Annotated in this window: 17 protein-coding genes, 2 pseudogenes and 1 other annotated feature; of the genes and pseudogenes, 15 read left to right on the plus strand and 4 right to left on the minus strand. The window is 37.5% G+C overall.

What is annotated here, in order from left to right:
• Positions 1-93: 93 nt before the first annotated feature.
• From CP363_RS02185 to CP363_RS02260, 15 genes and pseudogenes are all read left to right on the plus strand, one after another.
• Positions 94-651: a hypothetical protein gene (locus CP363_RS02185; RefSeq protein ID WP_061205101.1), complete on the plus strand. Its 558-nt coding sequence runs from the start codon at positions 94-96 to the stop codon at positions 649-651.
• Positions 652-666: 15 nt separating this feature from the next.
• The gene (locus tag CP363_RS02190; protein ID WP_003549779.1) at positions 667-876 is read left to right on the plus strand and encodes a helix-turn-helix transcriptional regulator; all 210 of its coding nucleotides are present in this window, start codon (positions 667-669) and stop codon (positions 874-876) included.
• A 132-nt stretch (positions 877-1,008) separates the two neighbouring features.
• Entirely contained in the window at positions 1,009-1,203 is a 195-nt protein-coding gene (locus CP363_RS02195; RefSeq protein WP_089145816.1) for a hypothetical protein, read from the plus strand.
• Positions 1,204-1,236: 33 nt separating this feature from the next.
• Positions 1,237-1,659, plus strand: coding sequence for a hypothetical protein (locus CP363_RS02200; protein WP_089145817.1), 423 nt, complete (start codon positions 1,237-1,239; stop codon positions 1,657-1,659).
• 270 nt (positions 1,660-1,929) lie between these two features.
• Positions 1,930-2,157 (plus strand): hypothetical protein, encoded by a 228-nt coding sequence (locus CP363_RS02210; protein WP_233186491.1) that lies wholly within the window; start codon positions 1,930-1,932, stop codon positions 2,155-2,157.
• A gap of 39 nt (positions 2,158-2,196) precedes the next feature.
• A complete protein-coding gene (locus CP363_RS02215) occupies positions 2,197-3,093 on the plus strand; it encodes an ABC transporter ATP-binding protein (protein ID WP_089149898.1) in 897 nt (298 codons plus the stop codon).
• Positions 3,086-4,300 carry an ABC transporter permease gene (locus tag CP363_RS02220; protein ID WP_180706774.1) on the plus strand — a complete coding sequence of 405 codons (1,215 nt, stop codon included), beginning with the start codon at positions 3,086-3,088 and terminating at the stop codon, positions 4,298-4,300. The genes CP363_RS02215 and CP363_RS02220 overlap by 8 nt, the downstream gene beginning before the upstream one ends.
• A 307-nt stretch (positions 4,301-4,607) precedes the next feature.
• Positions 4,608-5,363 (plus strand): DeoR/GlpR family DNA-binding transcription regulator, encoded by a 756-nt coding sequence (locus tag CP363_RS02225; protein ID WP_005721017.1) that lies wholly within the window; start codon positions 4,608-4,610, stop codon positions 5,361-5,363.
• Between the two features lies 1 nt (position 5,364).
• Positions 5,365-6,279, plus strand: coding sequence for a 1-phosphofructokinase (gene pfkB, locus CP363_RS02230; protein ID WP_005721020.1), 915 nt, complete (start codon positions 5,365-5,367; stop codon positions 6,277-6,279).
• Between the two features lie 20 nt (positions 6,280-6,299).
• Entirely contained in the window at positions 6,300-8,297 is a 1,998-nt protein-coding gene (locus tag CP363_RS02235; RefSeq protein ID WP_098035763.1) for a fructose-specific PTS transporter subunit EIIC, read from the plus strand.
• Between the two features lie 216 nt (positions 8,298-8,513).
• The gene (locus CP363_RS02240; RefSeq protein WP_041811225.1) at positions 8,514-8,792 is read left to right on the plus strand and encodes a helix-turn-helix transcriptional regulator; all 279 of its coding nucleotides are present in this window, start codon (positions 8,514-8,516) and stop codon (positions 8,790-8,792) included.
• A gap of 252 nt (positions 8,793-9,044) precedes the next feature.
• On the plus strand, positions 9,045-9,941 hold the full coding sequence (locus CP363_RS02245; RefSeq protein WP_013086924.1) for a metal ABC transporter solute-binding protein, Zn/Mn family: 897 nt from the start codon (positions 9,045-9,047) through the stop codon (positions 9,939-9,941).
• A gap of 26 nt (positions 9,942-9,967) precedes the next feature.
• Positions 9,968-10,615, plus strand: a complete 648-nt coding sequence (locus CP363_RS02250) for a metal ABC transporter ATP-binding protein (protein ID WP_005721761.1) — start codon at positions 9,968-9,970, stop codon at positions 10,613-10,615.
• Positions 10,615-11,409, plus strand: a complete 795-nt coding sequence (locus CP363_RS02255) for a metal ABC transporter permease (RefSeq protein WP_005721027.1) — start codon at positions 10,615-10,617, stop codon at positions 11,407-11,409. Before CP363_RS02250 ends, CP363_RS02255 begins: the two co-directional genes overlap by 1 nt.
• A 255-nt stretch (positions 11,410-11,664) precedes the next feature.
• Positions 11,665-13,178 (plus strand): annotated as a pseudogene (locus tag CP363_RS02260) (L-lactate permease).
• A gap of 85 nt (positions 13,179-13,263) precedes the next feature.
• On the opposite strand, the gene CP363_RS02265 reads toward CP363_RS02260, so the two are convergent.
• The 4 genes and pseudogenes from CP363_RS02265 to CP363_RS02280 all read right to left on the minus strand — a co-directional run bounded on the left by CP363_RS02265 (position 13,264) and on the right by CP363_RS02280 (position 16,122).
• Positions 13,264-13,740, minus strand: a complete 477-nt coding sequence (locus CP363_RS02265; RefSeq protein WP_089147039.1) for an S-ribosylhomocysteine lyase — start codon at positions 13,738-13,740, stop codon at positions 13,264-13,266.
• 58 nt (positions 13,741-13,798) lie between these two features.
• Positions 13,799-14,916 (minus strand): annotated as a pseudogene (locus tag CP363_RS02270) (5-methyltetrahydropteroyltriglutamate--homocysteine S-methyltransferase).
• Between the two features lie 216 nt (positions 14,917-15,132).
• Positions 15,133-15,380, minus strand: a binding site (T-box leader).
• A 115-nt stretch (positions 15,381-15,495) separates the two neighbouring features.
• Positions 15,496-15,903 carry a type II toxin-antitoxin system death-on-curing family toxin gene (locus tag CP363_RS02275; protein WP_089143643.1) on the minus strand — a complete coding sequence of 136 codons (408 nt, stop codon included), beginning with the start codon at positions 15,901-15,903 and terminating at the stop codon, positions 15,496-15,498.
• 3 nt (positions 15,904-15,906) lie between these two features.
• Entirely contained in the window at positions 15,907-16,122 is a 216-nt protein-coding gene (locus CP363_RS02280) for an AbrB/MazE/SpoVT family DNA-binding domain-containing protein (protein ID WP_005723825.1), read from the minus strand.
• Positions 16,123-16,240: the final 118 nt, after the last annotated feature.

The raw sequence follows: 16,240 nt of genomic DNA on the forward strand, positions 1-16,240 counted from the left end.
TGCAAAAAAATATTTAATTATTGTATTGCAATTACAAATTATCGTAATACAATAATTAATGAAAAGAGTATTAAACGAAAGAGAGGGAGAAAAATGAAAAAGTTTGTTTTAAATTTGCTTACGGTAATAACGTGGATTTATCAAGTGCTTTGTGTATTTAGCATTGTTACGTTTGTTTTAGCAGGTGGCTTCACAATTTTTGTATTATCACAGCCCGGAGCTGGTGCAGAAATAAGTAAAGGCATGAGTGATGAACTCGGTGTCCAGTTCAGTAGTACATGGATATGGCTAATGCTAGGGATGTTTTGCCTTTTCATTGTTGCCATGGTCGCTCAGTTTCTCATTTGTGGTTACGCACGATTGATTATTAAGAACATTAAACAAGAGATTTATTTTGCAGTAAAAAATTTACAACTGCTGAAAAAACTATTGATTTCAGTATCTGTTTACACAGTCGCAACGATAATTTTCTATATTGGGATTTACAGTAACTACGCAACTTTAACTAAGATTGCTAAAACTTCATCCGTTGACATGATTTATCCAACCAGTATTACTAATAGCTTGTTCTTCCTAGCAATTTTGTACGTAGTTTACCTAGTCTTCAAATATGGGATGAAGGTTCAAGAAGACGCAGATTCAATTATTTAATAGGAAGTGATATAGGTGATTGAAGTGACACTAGATTTTATGCTTTTGAAGCGAAAGATGTCTTCAAAGGAGTTGGCAGAGAAGGTTGGCATCACGCCGGCTAACTTGTCGATTCTGAAGACAGGAAAGGCGCATGGCGTTCGCTTCGATACGTTGAGCAAGATCTGTGAAGTCTTGGATTGTCAACCAGGGGATTTATTAGTTTATAAAAAAGATGAAGAATAAAATGCAAAATCAGTCCGAAAAATGACAGAATTGGACGGTTTTACCTTTTACATGAATGATAGGGATATGATTAATTTAAAAGGATAAAAGATTATTTCCTGGGAGATAATCGCTGAATTAGAGGAAAGAAAAATGCTGTACTTAATTTATATTGTGTTCGGCTTACTGATTGTTTTAGCCGTTAATTATGCCGTTACAGCATTCTTAGCTGTTCATGATTTGCTTAAAAATAGAGAAAAAGATCAATTAAGTTTTGGGGATGCATTCAAGAAATACTTCGCCAAGAACAACAACATTCCGACTAAGTTTTCGGATTTGTTTAATTAAAAATGAAAGACAAATTTCCTTGAGGTAACAAGAATGAATAACGAAAAATTTGCTCGTGAAAACAAGAGAATTATTAAGGGCATGGGAATTGGAGCAATTGCGGGTCCGCTGGTTTTCTTAGGGATAATGTATGTTAAAAATCATGGTCCACTTCAGGCTTGGCAGATTATTGCATCTATTGCAATTGGATTCGCTTTTGGCTTGATAATTGGCGGCATTATTTCTGCTAACTTGGCCGTTAGCAAGACAGTAGATTCAAAGATTCCATGGCAGAAGAAAGTGTTGAAACTTGCTCCTCAAGTTATTGGTACAGGAGTAGTGGTTGCTGCAGCTAGTGTAGTGATTACTTTAGTAACCAATTGGGGGTCAGTTGATATTGTAAAAACAATTTTTTCAACCGATACTTTATGGCAGTTCTTTGACGGTGTACTTCTAGGTCTAATAACCATTAGATAAAAAGCCGAGGGGATAGATAATGTTGGAAAAAGCTAAAAAACAATTCACTGGTGCTGTGATTTTCTCTGTTATTGCACTAATTGTCGCAATTTTTAGTATTACTGGTAATGGTACAACTTGAAAATTATGTACCGTTATTGTTATCTTGTTGATCTGGTTAGGCTATACAAGTATCGGATATTTTAAGCTTAAAGCAGAAAATGATAGCGACAATTATTAGTATATGTACCACATAATTCCCATAGCAGAAGTTAAAAAGGAATGAATGCCATGAAAAATACAGTTATTTCTATAATTATGATAATTGTTATAGTAATTACACTATGTTGGTTAGTTACTATTCCCCAGGTAATGCGGAACAAAACATCAGATGGTTATCAACTAAGATTTATTAGGAAATCTACTAAGGTATATCCTCATTTTTGGCAAGCATATTGGCGGCAAGCACTGCTGAATATTTTGGATGTGCTTGCATTCTTTGGCGATAATTATTCTTAGATATTCAATCAATAACATATAAAAGTTGAGGAAAAGCTCATGTTAAAAATAGAACACCTAAATAAAAGCTTCGGGTCAACACAGGTTTTGTTTGATGTTAGCTTCAATGTGTCAGATAGACGTATTCTCGGACTGGTTGGTAAAAATGGGTCGGGTAAGTCGACGATCTTTCATAGTATTTTGAAATTCGTTGATTATGACGGTCAGATTAGTATTGATGGACATTCTTTCAACGCTAAAGATTATGACAATATTGGCTATCTGCCTGAAGAGCGAAGTTTGATGCCTAAATTAACTATTGAAGATCAGGTAGTGTTTTTAGCTAGCCTTAAAGGGATGCCGGCTAAAAAGGTAAAAGAAGAATTGCCTGATTGGTTATCACGCTTAGCTGTTAAAGGGATCCCCATGGATAAGATTAAGTCTTTGTCTAAAGGTAACCAACAAAAAGTACAGATGATTGCGACTTTAATTCATCAACCTAAATTGATTATTTTAGATGAACCATTCAGTGGACTAGATCCTGTTAATGTCGATCTAATGAAGCAGCTGATTTTGGAAGAAAAAAGAAAAGGCGCTACAATCATTTTTTCTGATCATGATATGCGTAACGTGGAAGAATTGTGCGATGACGTCGTAATGATCAATGATGGGCATATCGTCTTGAATGGCCCAGTAAATGAAATTAAGAACAGCTTTGGTTTAACTCGAATTTTTGTCAGGACAGACAAAAGTGCTGCTGAATTATCAGCCTTGCCAGGTGTAAAAGATGTAATTTTGCAAAACAATGGAATGAAGCTGCTTATTCTTGCAGACGAAAAATATGGTAAGGATATTTTTAACCAACTTTCGGCCGGTCAATATATCCAGACTTTTGACCAGGAACCTCCAACTTTAGACGAAATTTTCAAGATGAAAGCAGGTGCTCGTCATGAATAAGATCTGGCTTGTCGCTAAAGAAACCTACCGTAGAGAAGTGAAAACTTGGTCATATTTGTTGATGATTTTAGCACCGTTTCTGCTCGTCTTCTTTTCATTTGTTATCGGAATGGTATCAGCTGGCGGTAGTGATGACAACTATGTCGGGGTAGTTACTTCTAATTCTGCCTTAAAGCAAGCAATTAAAAAGTCAGAAGACTTTGACAACTATAGCACTGAAGCTAAGGCTAAAAAGGCGTATAAAGATGAAGATATCGATGGCTATGTTTTAATTGAACAAAAGAATAATCAATTAGCTGCAACTTACTATAGTGATGAAAAAATGGACAGTGATCTAAAATCAGAGCTGCTAACGAGCCTAAACACCGCCCAGCAACAATTGAATTTAAGTAAGGCCAAGCTAACGACAAAACAGACTCAGTCTTTAGCTACGCGGGCGCAATTTAAGCAACAAGTTAAGCATGTTGAGAAGAAGAGCTTTGACAATGATCCTGTTAAGCAAATTTCCTTCTGGGTTTTGCTGATTATCTTGTACATGCTTGTGATCACTTATACGCAAGTAACAGCACAAGATATCGCTACGGAGAAGGGTACCAAGATAATGGAAGTAATCTTTTCGAGTATGCCAGGTGGCGATTATTTCACTGGGAAAATTTTAGGTATTTTTGGTGAAATTATTACCCAAGTGTTAATTTATGTTGTTGGTTTTGTGGCAGTTTATTGCGCGGCCCCATACATCGATGGCTTTAGCGATTTATTTGGACAGTATAAGCCGATGATTGATCAAGCAATTGGCAATCTGGCTTCTTGGGGATTGGTGTTTACGATAATCGGCTTGGTATTGTTTATTATCTTTGCAGCTTTCTGTGGCGCTTTGGTTGCTAAAAGCGAGAATGCCAACAAAGCGGTGGGACCACTATCTACATTGATGTTGATCGGGTTCTTGTTCACAGTCAATATGCAATCAGGTGGGGATACGATTTTTGCTAAAGTATTATCGTACATCCCGTTTCTATCATCATTTGTAATGCCAGCTAGAGTAATTATGGGTAACGCAACTAATTTAGAGGCAGCTATCTCTGCTTTAATTGCTTTAGCCGCTACAGTAGCGTCATTTATCTGGATTAGAAAAATCTATCCAAACTTGATTTTGCAAACAGATGATGTCGGCCCATGGCAAAACTTTAAGCGTAGCTTGAGAGGCTAGACAAAATATATTTAATAGCAAAACGCGCTGAATCAATAATGATTCAGCGTGTTTTGCTTTTGCAAGGTTAATAGATCTTTGGTTCTCTTTCTTAGTCATCTTTACGGATTCTTAGTCAAATAGGGTAAAACGACTAAGAATAATTCCAAATGACGAAGAAAAGATGTCGTTTCAATCAAAAAACGGCATCTTTTTTGCATATAAATGAATCTTATTGAACAATAATAAATAAAAATGACACTTTTTGAAGAAAAATGATTGATTTTGGAGGAGAAAGCGAATACAATATTTATCGAGGTGAAAAATGATGCTGACTCAGGAGCGCCAAAGCTTAATCGAAGACTATGTTAATCAACACGAGTTATGTCGCGTAAGTGAATTATGTGACTTAACCGCAACATCTGAATCAACTATCCGTCGAGATCTAATTCAGATGGAAAAAAATGGGATCCTTAAGCGTGTTCATGGCGGTGCCCAATCAGTTAAACATTTTTCTCGTGATGTATCACAAAACGTTCGCTTCAGTTTGAATCATGACGCAAAAATCACTATTGCTAGATATGCCGTGCAGAATTTTGTTCGTCCAGGTGACAATGTCTTCATTGATGCAGGAACAACAACTTATGAGATGGTACCATTTTTAGCAGAGGTTGCTAACGTCAAGATTATTACTAATGGTGTAGAGACTGCTTTATGCAGTTTAAATCACGGAATTAACACAATTCTAATTGGCGGTGAAGTTAAGGACGATACGCATGCTGTTATAGGTCAGACCGCCTTAAGTCAGATTAAGGCAATGAATTTTTCAGCTAGCTTCGTTGGTGCTAATGGAATTGAAAAAAATGGCAATCTAACTACACCTGATCCAGAGGAAGCTGCGGTTAAGGCAGCCGAAATCAAACAGGCAAGACACGCTTATGTATTAACTGATAATAGTAAAATCGGTGAGCGTAACTTTGCTGTGTTTGCCAATACAAGTGACGTGATTGTGGTAACTGATCAACTAAAACCAGGTCAAAAACGGTCATTACCAGTCGGTATTGAATTAGAGGAGGCAAAATAGGATGATTTATACAGTAACTGTTAATCCAGCGCTTGACTATGTTCTTCAATTAGAAAAAGTTAACCGCGGAGAAGTTAACAGAACTAACAATGATTCATTTTTAGCAGGGGGTAAGGGAATTAACGTTTCTCAAATCCTTAACCAATTAAATGTTGATAATACGGCATGGGGCTTCGTAGGTGGCTTCACTGGTAAGGAATTGGTTCGTCAATTGAATCAAAAGAGAATTGAAAGTGATTTCGTTACTATTTCAGATAACACTCGTGTGAATGTTAAGATCCACGCTGAAAAGGAAACTGAAATTAACGCGGCTGGTCCTAACATTACCGACCAAGAAATCACTGCTTTTAAGGATCGTTTAAACGATTTAAAGAAGGGCGACATTGTAGTAATGAGCGGTTCTCTTACTCCTAGCCTTCCAACTGATTTCTATCAATCATTGCTTCCTACTATTAAAGAAGCAGGTGCAGAATTTGTTGTTGATACTACTGGACAAGCTTTACTTGATACTTTGGCATATAAGCCACTAGTAATTAAGCCTAACCACCATGAATTAGCAGACTTGTTTGGCGTAACTTTTGATTCAAGTGATGTGATGCTTGAATACGCACAAAAGCTTTTAGATAAGGGTGCTCAAAATGTGATGGTTTCTATGGCTGGTGAAGGTGGTTTCCTTCTTACCAAGGATCATGTTTACCATGCTAAGGGTGCTGTTGGTACTGCTGTTAACTCAGTTGGTGCAGGTGATTCAATGATTGCCGGCTTCGTTGGTACCTACTACAAGACCCAAGATCCTAAGGAAGGCTTCAGAATTGGAATGGCTTGTGGTGCCGCTACCGCCTTTACTAAGGATATTGCAGTTAAGAGCCAAATTGATGCTGTTCTTCCACAAATCAAAGTTGAGCAAATTTCTTAATAAAAAACGAGGGGAAAAATATGAGAATCAAGGATATTTTAAGCCCTGACTCCATGATTATGGAGCTTAAGGCTAAGAACAAAGAAGATGCCATTAAAGAAATGGCTGACCTTGAAGTAGCAACTGATATCGTTAACGACGAAGATGCTTTTATTAAGTCAATCTGGGCACGTGAAAACGAATCAACTACTGGTATTGGTGGCGGAATTGCGATGCCTCACGCACGTAACAAATCTATTAACAAGGCACGCGTATTATTCGCCAAGAGTAAGGAAGGAATTGACTATAATTCACTTGATGGCCAACCAGTTCACTTATTCTTCATGATTACTGCACCAGATGGTGCTGACAATACTCACCTTCAAGCATTAGCAAAACTTTCAGGTTTGTTAATTGATCCTGATTTAGTTGAAGCTTTGAAGAATACTAAGACTCCTGAAGAAGTTATCGATCTTTTTGAAAAGGCTGAAGCTAAAAAAGACGAAGAAGACAAGAAGGCAGCTGAAGCTAAGAAGGCTAAGGAAGCTGCTAAGGCTCAAGGTACAAGTGATGACGACAACAAGCCATTGATTGTTGGTGTTACTGCATGTATTAACGGTATTGCCCACACTTACATGGCTCAAGAAGCCTTGATCAAGGAAGGTAAGAAGCGCGGCATCGAAGTTAGAATTGAAACTAACGGTTCAGAAGGGGTTAAGGATAAGTTGACTCCTGATGAAATCAAGCGTGCTAAAGGTGTTATTATCGCTTCTGATAAGAAAGTTGATATGCCACGTTTTGACGGCAAGCACTTAGTTAACCGTCCTGTTGTTGATGGAATTAACAAACCAGGCGAATTAATTGATGACATTATGGGTGGTAAGGCTGATGTTTACCATGCAAGTGCTCAAGACAAGTCAACTGAATCTTCATCAACTGAGAAGCCAGGTTTGTGGGCAGGTATCTACAAGAACTTGATGAATGGTATTAGTCACATGCTTCCATTCGTTATTGGTGGTGGTATCTTAATGGCCATCTCATTCATCGTAGAAAACTACATGGGTGGCGCTAAGACTCCTGCTTTCATCTTTTTAAACAATGCTGGTAACTTGGCGTTTGCCTTCATGGTTCCAGTTTTGGCAGCCTATATCGCTGAATCAATCGGTGATTTGCCAGCCTTAATGCCAGGTTTTGTTGGTGGTTACATGGCCTCTATTGTTAACGGTCAATTCCAAGTTAACGTTCAAGCTCACGCAACTTCACCAGCCGGCTTCTTAGGCGGTATTGCTGCTGGTTTTATTGCTGGTTACTTGATGGTTGGTTTGAAGAAAGTATTTGCTAAATTACCTCGTTCTGTTGAAGGTATGAAGCCAATGCTGTTCTATCCAATTTTAGGATTGCTCTTTATTGCAGCAATTATGTTCTACATCATTAACCCAATCTTTAGTGGCATTAACTTTGCTATTACTCACTTCTTGAACGGAATGGGTACTGGTAACTTGGTACTTTTGACCACTATCCTTGCCGGAATGATGTCAATCGATATGGGTGGTCCTTTCAACAAGGCTGCTTATGTCTTCGCTTCAGGTGCATTTGCTAACGACCCTCACTCAGCTACTGCTGCTATCTTGATGGCTGCTGTAATGGTGGGTGGTATGGTTCCACCATTTGCTACTGCAATTGGTACTACATTCTTCAAGAACAAGTACACTGTAGAAGAACGTCGTGCCGGTGTTTCTAACTGGGTATTAGGCTTCTCATTCATTACTGAAGGTGCTATTCCATTTGCTGCTGCTGACCCAGGTCGTGTAATTCCATCATGTATCATTGGTTCAGCTGTTGGTGGTGCTTTAGTTGGTTTATGGCACGTTGGTGTCCCAGCTCCTCACGGTGGTCTTTGGGTATCACCACTTGCTGGTAACATCGGTGGTCCAAGCCACATCTTATTCTACTTCCTAGCTACTATTATTGGTTCAATCGTTGCTGGTTTAATCATGAGTTTCTGGAAGAAGAATGTCAAAGAAGACCCAAACGAATAATACTATAAGTAATATCGAATATTAGTATTATTAAATAATTCTGGTTATTAATCAAAAAACAATACATTTTGGCAAAAACGTATTATAATATAAATATCTTGATGATCTCTACTTAAATCAAGATACTCTGTTATGTTTTGCGCTACCTTCGGGTAGCGTTTTTTTGTGCCAAAATATACGCTATAATAAATTAAAAAGGATGAATGGGTGAAGAGAGTGGACGAGCAAATTATTCGGATTACTAGGGCGTTGAATCATCCGATTAGAATTCAAATTCTTTATTATCTAAATGATCACCAAAAAAGCAGCGTTAATAACTTAGTTAAGCAATTCGACGTGAGCCAGCCGGCTATTTCACGTCATTTAAGGATTCTAGAAGAAGCAAAGCTAGTTAAGAGTGAACGAGTTAAGCAAGAGCGTTATTACAGCTTAGAAGACACGCACGTGATTAAGATTTTGGATGTTTTGCGGCAGCACGTGAAGGAAGAATTTTAGTCGGGTTTGACAATTATATAAAAATATGTTTATATAATAATGTAATTTTAGAACAAAGCATTTAATAAAATTCAGCAAAATTTTATGACTTAAATTATTGATAGCATCAGGCTTATGGGAGACTGGTGCTATTTGTCTATGCAAAAATATGTTGACATATGTAATTAACTAGATTATTCTAACTTTTAGTTAGAATTTATGCTGAATTTTCTAACTTAAATGCTTTTTTATTTTGCACAAGGAGGATATTTTATGCAAAATGCGAAATCTAAAATTACGAAGTTAATCTCTTTTTTGGGACTAATTGGCGTTATTGCGCTGTTAGTTTCAGCTTGCTCGAATAGATCAAATTCGACGAGCAATTCGGGTAAAGTCTCGATCATTACCACCACCAATGTTTATGCAGATATTGCTAAAAATGTTGTAGGAAAATATGGTACGGCTAAGGCAATCATTAGCAATAGCAGTACTGATCCTCATGATTTTGAACCAACTACGGCAGATGCTAAAGAATTGACCAAGGCAAATATTATTGTTGCTAATGGCTTAGGCTATGATTCTTGGATGAATAAGCTAGCTAGTTCTGTTAGCAAAAAGCCTGTCTTAGTTGGTGAAGACTTGATGGGATTAAAGAAGGGGGATAATCCGCATATTTGGTACAATCTAAGTATGCCAACCAAGTATGTTAATTACCTAGTTAAGCGTTTATCTAGGCTTGATAAAAAGCATGCAGCTTATTTTAAAGCTAATGGTGACAAGTATTTAGCTAAGATTAATCAAGTTAAACAATTGGTGAAGACTAATAAGAAAAATAGTAAGCCAGTCTTTGTTAGTGAACCTGTCTTTGATTATGCTTTAAGAGAAGCAGGATACAAGATTGGGGATAAGGGCTTTGAAGAAGCAATTGAGAATGGTACTGATCCGAGTCCTAAGATGATTAATCAAATGAATAATGAAATTAAAGCAAAGAAGATTGCATTCTTTGTTAACAATACACAGGCAAGCAGTTCAACTGTGAAGTCATTTGTAAAATTAGCTAAGGAAAATAATATTCCAGTGTTAAATGTGCGGGAGACTATTCCTAACCACACTACTTACTTGGCTTGGATGAAAGAAAATTATCAAAATTTGGCTAAAATAGAAAAATAATAGCAACTTAGGGAGGAGGTAGAAGAGTGATTTTAGAAGTAAATGATCTCTCGATGAGATTTGATACTAAAGATGTTTTTCAAGATTTGAGTTTTCAGCTTGAAGACGGGTCAATGACTGCACTACTTGGACCTAATGGAACAGGGAAGACCACCTTAATTAAGATTTTAATGGGGATGTTAAAGCCGACTGCGGGCAACTTTAAGTTTGATTCAGACGTTAAGTTAGGTTATGTACCCCAGTTTAGAAATATTGATGCGGAGTATCCATTGTCGATTCGCGCATTTATTGGACTTAACGCCCCATTGTTTAAGACCAAAAAGGTTAAGGAACAGATTGATCATCAGTTAGAAGAAACTCATTTAGAAAAGATTCAGAATACCCGAATGGGTGAGGCATCAGGTGGACAAAAACAACGTGCATATTTAGCGCAGGCTCTACTTGATCATCCCAATATGATCATCTTAGATGAAGCAACAGCTAGCCTAGATCCGGCTGCTAAGGAAGAATTGATGGGATTAATCAAGCACCTGAATCGTGAACACAAAATTACCGTTTTGTTTGTCACTCATGATATTCCTTTAGCTAAAAAGTATATGACTGATTATCTATATTTAAATAAGGGAACGATCAGGCAAGGAAAGATGGATAAATTTAAGGAGGATTTCGAATAATGTTTCAATACGAATTTATGCGTTATGCCTTCTTAGCTAGTACATTCATTGCGATTACCTGTGGCGTGGTCGGTGTATATGTAGTAGCACGGAGTTATGCTTTTTTAGCTCACACACTGTCAGAAATCGGCTTTGCTGGAGCAGCTTTTGCCGTCTTTATCGGCATTGCACCGTTATGGGGGATGCTACTATTTACCTTGCTCGGTTCAATTGGAGTAGGAGAATTGTCCTTGCACAGCGATCAAAAAGAATCGTCAGTTAGTGCGATCTCAGCTCTGTTTATTGGGCTAGGTGTGCTGTTCTTAGCCATTTCTGGATCAAATAGCCGTTACGCTACTAATATTCTGTTTGGTAGTATCATCGGTGTTGATAAACAAGGCGTGATTCAGCTAGTGGTTTTGTCAATTCTAGTTTTACTATTAATTATTTTGGTAGCTCGAAGCTTGAATTTTGACTCATTTGACCATATCGGTGCCGTTGCACATGGTGTACATACTGGCTGGGTTGGTATTGCTTTCTTGGTAGCCTTGGCTATGTCAGTTGCTATCGGTGCCCAGATTGTTGGTTCATTGCTAGTCTTCATTCTATTAACATTGCCATCTTCAACGGCGCGCTATATTGGTAAAACAATACCAGCAATGATCAGTTGGTCCGTGTTTTTCGCTTTAGTTGGCGTGTGGGCTGGACTGTATCTCGGCTTTATCACCAACTGGCCGGTAACTTTCTTTATTGCAACGATCGAAGTGGTAATTTACTTAATCGCTTATGGTATTCACGTAATTAAACATCGCTAAAAAACAGAAGTCAGGCTGAATTCGGTCTGGCTATTTTTTTACGCAAAAAAAGAACTACTCTATTCCACGGAGTAGTTCAAACATGATGTGAGAAATTTTACTTTCCATTAATTGTTATATAGTTTGTTGGTTAAACTTGCAAGTGAAATTTGTGAAAATTGTAATTTTAACTAAAATTTTGTGTCTTATTTTAACTTTTTACCCAAATCATGATTAAATAATATAGTACAACACTTTTGATGATGGAGGATTTTGATGTGGATTAGATTTGCGATCGCATTGTTGCCGATCGTTTGGTTGATTATTTCGCTGGGAGTTATGCGAATGCCAGCTGCACGCGCTTGTGTCATTGGCTTAATTTTGACGATGGTGTTAGCAGTCTTTAGTTTTAAATTACCGGTGCTAGATACGGCAAGTGGGGCGCTAGAAGGCATTATCATGGGCATTTGGCCGATTATGTTTGTTATTGTCATGGCTTTGTTTGCATATAACGTTACTACAGAATCTGGCGGTATGGAAACTATTCAAAATATGCTGGCGACGATTTCAACCGATAAGCGGATTATTGTTTTGATTATTGCTTGGGGATTTGGTGGCTTTTTAGAATCAATCGCTGGCTTTGGGACTGCGGTAGCAATTGCGGCAGGAATATTGATTGCCTTTGGCTTGGATCCGATTCGCGCGTCAGTCATTAGTTTGATTGCTAATACAACTGCGACGGCTTTTGGTGCAATTGGATTACCAGTTTTAACTTTAGCTGAAGTGACGGGTCTACATCAAGAAAAACTATCCTTCATCGTGACATTGCAATTATCTATTTTGGTAATACTGGTCCATTTATTTTAGTTATCTTGACTGAAGGCAGCATTAAGGCAATTAAAGGTGTAGGCTTTATTACATTGATGTCAGGATTGGGAATGGCTATTCCCCAGGTAATAGCTGCAAAATTTGTAGGGGCAGAATTGCCTGCAATTGTTGGCTCATTGTGTTCAATTGCGATTACAGTCTTATTAACTAGATGGCATGATAATGAAGAAGAGTCAGATGTTTTACGTCCACATGCTAAGGAAATGCTCAAGGCGTGTTCACCATTTATTTTGGTCTTTATCTTCGTGATCTTTGCTTCTTCATTAGTTCCAACTGTCAATGATGTACTTAATAAAGTAACCACTAATCTTGTTGTTTATACAGGAAAGAACCCAAATACATTGTCAATTAGTTGGTTATCTTCTCCTGGAACATTAATTTTTGTAGCTACATTAATTGGTGGGGCGATTCAGGGTGTCAGCTTGAAAAAAATGATGCAAATATTAGGACAATCGATAAAAAGCGTGTGGAAAACGACGATTACGGTTTGTGCGATTGTGGGCTTAGCTAAAGCAATGGTTTATGCTGGTATGACGAATGCATTAGCAGTGGCCTTGGTTGGCCTTTTAGGACCAGTTTATCCATTGTTTGCGCCGTTAATTGGTGCACTAGGAACATTTTTAACAGGATCTGCTACATCAGCTAATGTTTTATTTGGTAATTTGCAGTATACTGCAGCAACGGACTTAGGCGTAAGTAAGTACTGGGTTGTAGCCTCGAACATGACAGGGGCCACGGCAGGGATGCTTTCACCGCAGAATATTGCAGTAGCGACTGGTTCGATTAATCGTGAGGGAGACGAAGGCGAGATCCTAAAAGAAACGGTCAAGTGGGGCGGTTTGTATTTGGTAGTCTGCTGTGTCTTTTTGTATATAGTTGGCTTAGTTGCTGGGATGATATAAGTGAAAAAATAAGAGCTAGTAGTTCACTAAAATGAATTGCTAGCTTTTTTAATTATTTACTATTTTTCAGTTAAACCTTTAAATTTTATTCAACCACATGTCTTTCAAATGGGTCATCAGAAATGTCTTCAGCCAAAATATCTCTTGACCATTGCTTAGCTGAGAATAATGAGTGGTCGCGATAATTACCACAAGATTCAATTGTCGTTCCTGGTACGTCTTCCCATTTAATGTTGTCACGGATTTCTTCTAATGACTCCTTAAGTGCCTTGGCAACTTCAGTAGTTGATGGGGTGCCCCAAACTAAAAGATGGAAGCCAGTCCGACAGCCAAATGGTGAACAGTCAATGTAGCCGTCAATTCGGTCACGTAAAAGACCGGCTAAAAGGTGTTCAATCGTGTGCAAGCCGCCAGTAGGAATGGCGTTCTTATTAGGTTGAACTAAACGCAAATCGAAGTTGCTAATCTGGTCACCTTTTTGGCCTTTTTCAACGGTGATTAAACGAACGTAAGGTGCCTTAACTTTAGTATGATCTAATTCAAAACTTTCAACTTTTCCCATGATTAATTTCTCCTTTGTCTAAATCTATTTATCTTTATTTTAACTAGTTAATTGCCATTTAGCTCCAAACTTGCTTGGCGGTGTCGACAACCAACTTGATCTTTTGCCACTGGTCATCTTCGGTTAACGTGTTGCCTTCTTCAGTTGAGGCGAAGCCACACTGTGTGCTTAAAGCTAGATTATTTAATGGGTGGAATTCAGCTGCTTCTTTAATTCTAGCGATTAATTTTTGTGGATCTTCTAATTCTGCTTTTTTACTAGTTACTACACCTAAGACAACAAGTTTGTCGTTAGGAATTTGTGCAATTGGATCAAAACTGCCAGATCTATCATTGTCAAATTCAAGATAAAAGGCGTCGACATTTTCTTTAGCAAAAACATAGTCCGCTACTGGACCATAACCTCCTTGGGCTGCCCAAGTTGAGTGATAGTTACCGCGACAAATATGAGTTGATATTCGCAAATCTGTTGGCAAATCTTTGATTGCATCATTGTTAAGCTTCAAGTATTTTCTTTTAAGGTCGTCTAATGAAAAGTCATCTTGTAAATGACTTTTCCAATAGCGCTTATCTACAATCATACCCCAAGTACAGTCATCGAGTTTAATGTCGCGACATCCTGCATCGTATAAGGCTAAAATTAAGTCTCGGTATGCTTTAGAAATATCGGTGAGTAAATCTTCTTCTGAACTATAAATCTTTTTAAGTGCGGCAATATTTTCTTCTCCACGAACAAGTTCTGCGTAAAATTGTGCGGGAGCTGGAATACTTTGCCGTGGGATTACGTTAGCGCCAGTTTCATCGACAACCTTTTTTAAGTATTCAAATGATGAAAGATCTGGATGTTTACCAGTAAATTTAATTTTCCCCTCAACTTGGGCAGAGTCGTTACGAGTTTCTTCATCATGGAAGAAATAGCCGTGGGCCTGCTTAGTATGTTTAATACCCCAAAGCCCCAGAAAGTATCGAGGTGCCAGTAACTTCTTCTAAATTCACCATCAGTTACGATTTTAAGACCATGATCAATCTCTTTTTGAACTAATTCTCTGATCTCTTTATTTTCAACATGAGTTAATTCTTCTTGCTTAATCTTTCCTTCTTCAAATTCTGCGCGAGCCTTTTTTAATTCTGCAGGTCTTAAAAAGCTACCAACGATATCGTAATGTAATTCCGTCATAATTTTTCTCCTTAGTTTTGCTTCGATGTTTTATTTAACGATGAAAAGTCCGATGATAATCAAGATCAACCAGACAAGGGTGCACATTCGATTAAATGCCTTTTTACTGATGATGATTCGTGAACTTGTAGTTTTGATAGGTTTATCCATTGTCTGGCTCCTTTCTGAAAAATTAAATAAGCAAAATAAAAAGCGCCCTTAGCATAGAACTTCTATGCTAGGGACGCCTAAGCGTGTTACCACCCAAATTCAAGCTAGCTTCACAGCTAACTCCTTACTAAGTACTCCCAGGATTGGGAAGACTCGGACGGGTAACGATCGTCACTCGTAAATTGCTTACTTAATAGCTTGCTCTTTAAAATAGCTCCAAGACCATATTCGTTACTCTCGACTACATCGGCTTGCACCAACTCCGACTCTCTGCAGAAGTCTTAAGTAATTACTCATCTCTTCTAAGCTTTTATTAATTTAATTGTCATTATAATACGACGATGAAAAGAAGAAGTCAAGGAAATTTTTGAAAAATCAGGATCATTAACAAATAATCAGTATCAAATCTAGTGAAATGATACCGATTTTTTAATTTTCATGAATTACTTGGTTAATCCATTGGTAAATTTCTTGGTAATTTAGTTCATTGTCATCTATTTGAGCAATCTTTAAGATTTGATTTGCTAGATCTTGCCAATCACAGGTTAATTCATAAGAGTTTCGTCTTAAAAATAGTAAGAATGCAATTGCTGTAGTTCGTTTATTTGCATCTTCAAAAACATGCTTTTTAACTAATTTAATTAATAAAATCCCAGCTTTTTCAGCAAAAGACGGATATAATTCTTGTCCAAAACTAGTTTGCTTAGGTTGAGCAATTAAAAAATGAAGGGCTTCTGCATCCCTAACGTGAGGTTTTTGTCCCGTTGCACCTTCTCTTTGAATAACCCTTGCATTGATTACTAAAATATCCTTTTCTGTTAGATAATTGATCTTCATTGACTACTTATCCTTTAAGTACTCTAACATATCCCAGTAATCAGAGATTAAGCCATCTATTTCTTTTAAATTTTCAGAATTAGGACGGTCTGATTTTTTGATTTTTACTTCAACAATATCGCCTACTTTGAGATTTTGCTCTTTTACTTCCTTAGCTGGGATATTGATAGCTAAGGAAGAACCATTTTTAACGACCTTTTTATATAAAGTTTCAGCCATATTTTCCACCTTTTCTCGCACTATAATACTTATATACGTATTATACATATTGAGCGATAAATATGCCAAGCAATAAATCAAGATCATCAACAAAAAATCGATATCAAATCTCACGAAA

This window comes from Lactobacillus sp. UMNPBX12 (assembly GCF_002553955.1).
Classification (GTDB): domain Bacteria; phylum Bacillota; class Bacilli; order Lactobacillales; family Lactobacillaceae; genus Lactobacillus; species Lactobacillus crispatus.